The organism is Vibrio sp. YT-16, from assembly GCF_033337405.1.
GTDB lineage: Bacteria > Pseudomonadota > Gammaproteobacteria > Enterobacterales > Vibrionaceae > Vibrio > Vibrio alginolyticus.
In genome coordinates this window covers 1-2,494 of record NZ_JAWOQQ010000051.1, presented here as the reverse complement: position 1 = coordinate 2,494, position 2,494 = coordinate 1, and the positions used below count along the sequence as shown (strand labels likewise).

At 44.2% G+C, this 2,494-nt stretch carries 1 protein-coding gene and 4 tRNA genes; all 5 read right to left on the bottom strand.

Annotation, left to right across the window (positions count from 1 at the left end):
* Position 1: 1 nt before the first annotated feature.
* Positions 2-77 (bottom strand) — tRNA-Phe (locus R7F07_RS24590).
* Positions 78-310: 233 nt separating this feature from the next.
* Entirely contained in the window at positions 311-1,936 is a 1,626-nt protein-coding gene (locus R7F07_RS24585) for a methyl-accepting chemotaxis protein (protein WP_171343491.1), read from the bottom strand.
* 275 nt (positions 1,937-2,211) lie between these two features.
* Positions 2,212-2,287, bottom strand: a tRNA-Asn gene (locus R7F07_RS24580).
* 45 nt (positions 2,288-2,332) lie between these two features.
* Positions 2,333-2,408 (bottom strand) — tRNA-Phe (locus R7F07_RS24575).
* A gap of 7 nt (positions 2,409-2,415) precedes the next feature.
* Positions 2,416-2,491 (bottom strand) — tRNA-Thr (locus tag R7F07_RS24570).
* Positions 2,492-2,494: the final 3 nt, after the last annotated feature.

The window sequence follows — 2,494 nt, the reverse complement described above, 5'->3', positions numbered from 1 at the left end:
GTGGTGCCCGGAGGCGGAATCGAACCACCGACACGAGGATTTTCAATCCTCTGCTCTACCGACTGAGCTATCCGGGCGACGAGGTGTATTAAAAGGCTTTTCGGCTTTCAGGTCAACAATAAAATTAAAATAAAATATCGTTTGATGAATTTGTGCTCGGAGTGGGCTGTTTTTATGCGTTTTTAGCAGCAATGCGCCATGCTTTAAGCGATGTTTTAACATTGATAGTGTGTTCACTTGCAAAATAAAGGCGATAAAAACAAAAAAGCACGTCTGAAAACGTGCTTTTTATTGAACAATTGACTTTAAACTAGTGCTTTACTGAGAACTTGTTTACCCAACCTTCTAGCTCATTCGCTAGTGAAGCTAAACTTTGAGTACTTGATTGGCTCTCGGTTACGACAGAGTTGAGTTGGCCTCCGCTTTCCTCGATAAGGTTTATGCGTAGCGCAATATCATCGCTAACCTGCGTCTGCTCAGCGGCAGCAGTAGCGATCTGCTGGCTCATTGTGGTGATAGATTCTAACGCCGTTACAATTTGCTGTAGAGCTTCAGAGGCATTCTTAGACTCTGTAACAGTGCTTTCACTGGTTTCTGCACATATTTCCATTGTGTGAATGGCATTGCGAGAGCCTTCTTGCAGATTGGAGATCATATACTGAATCTCTTTTGTGCTGTCTTGTGTGCGTCCTGCTAGGTTGCGTACCTCATCAGCAACGACTGCGAAGCCTCGGCCTTGTTCTCCAGCACGTGCTGCTTCAATGGCTGCATTGAGTGCCAATAGGTTTGTTTGCTCTGCAATATCACCAATCACATCGAGCACTTTTACAATATTATTTACATCCTGATCTAGATCGGCGACCGCTTTACTCGCAGTATTTAATTGAGAAGCTAAACCTTGAATGTTTTCAACCGTGTTATGAATGAGTTTCTGAGTATGTTGGCTTTGTTTGTCAGCCTCGTCCGTATTGTTTGCGGTGTCGCTTGCTGAATTGGCAACATGGTTGGCTGAAGATGCCATTTCAGTCATCGCAGTGGCAATCATCGCCGTTGATTGCTGCTGAGATACGGTAAGATCGGCAATCGTATTTGATCGAGCTTCTACGGCAGACAACTCTGCGCGCAGTGCATGCATAGACTTCTCTAGGTTTGTCACCATGGTAGCTAGTGATTGACTCATATCTTGCACGGCACGATAGATACTTCCTCTCGGTGCCACAGTATCAAAACTGGTCTGAATGTCTCCTTGAGCGACAGCTTGAACTGCTTTACGCACGTCGTTAGGCTCTCCACCAAGTAGATGAAGCATTTTGCGAATCGAAATGATCAGGCCACTTAGAATACTTCCCGCGATAATCAGACACAGCACAAGCTGCCATTGTGCTGTCGACCAAAAACGTGCGTTAACTTCATTAAAGCCAATACCTGTACCGACAACCCAGCCCCAGTGTGGTGTTTTTTCTGCTATCGAGTGTTTTTCTTCAATGCTGCCATCTGCTTGTTTTTGGCTCCAGGTATATTCAACGATCTGACCTGTTTTGTGCCCCAATACATCTAGAATGAGTTGGCCTACGCTATTACCACTGCCATCTTTAAAGTCATGGAAGCTGGTTCCGTGCAGTTGAGGGTCTAGTGGTGCGGCGATGAACATCATATTTTCATCTGCGACATAAACGTATTCGTTGTCTTTGTAGATATTGTTACGAAGTAGGCGAGTGGCTAATGCTTTCGCTTCGTCATCCGGCATTTTGCCTTCGATAGCCATCTTTTCTACTTCGGTAAGTATGCTGTACGCACTTTTAAATAGCTCAGTAACTCGAGCTTTGTTATCAAGGTTACTTGCGACGCGAAGTGTCCATAAGCCCGTTGCGGTCAGAGCTAGGAGAGCTAGCAATATGATCGCAGATAATAAATAGGCTTGAGTTTTTAGTTTCATATTTAGCTCACAAATAAAGTGTTATCACTATGCAAGGCATAGCTAAAAGAAGAAATGTAATAACTCGGGCATCTTAGTGAAGATGAATATGCTCGGATACTAATGCGTATTGAAATTACGATGAGGATTAAATTTTTATCGTGAAATAAGTGTTTTTGAAGAAAGGATTTAATGTTCGCTGATGTTTAGAAATGAAGTGCAGATAAATGGGAAAACGAGAAATGACGTATAAAGCAGATACAAAAAAGCCGCATCAAGTGATGCGGCTTTAAAAGTGGCTCCTCCTGCTGGGCTCGAACCAGCGACCTGCGGATTAACAGTCCGTCGCTCTACCAACTGAGCTAAGGAGGAATTATTCTTTTTTGTGTCTTGCTTATGAAGCAAGTGCACCAAATATGGTGCCTCGAGGCGGAATCGAACCACCGACACGAGGATTTTCAATCCTCTGCTCTACCGACTGAGCTATCGAGGCAAAAGAATGGTGCCGACTACCGGAATCGAACTGGTGACCTACTGATTACAAGTCAGTTGCTCTACCTACTGAGCTAAGTCGGCACA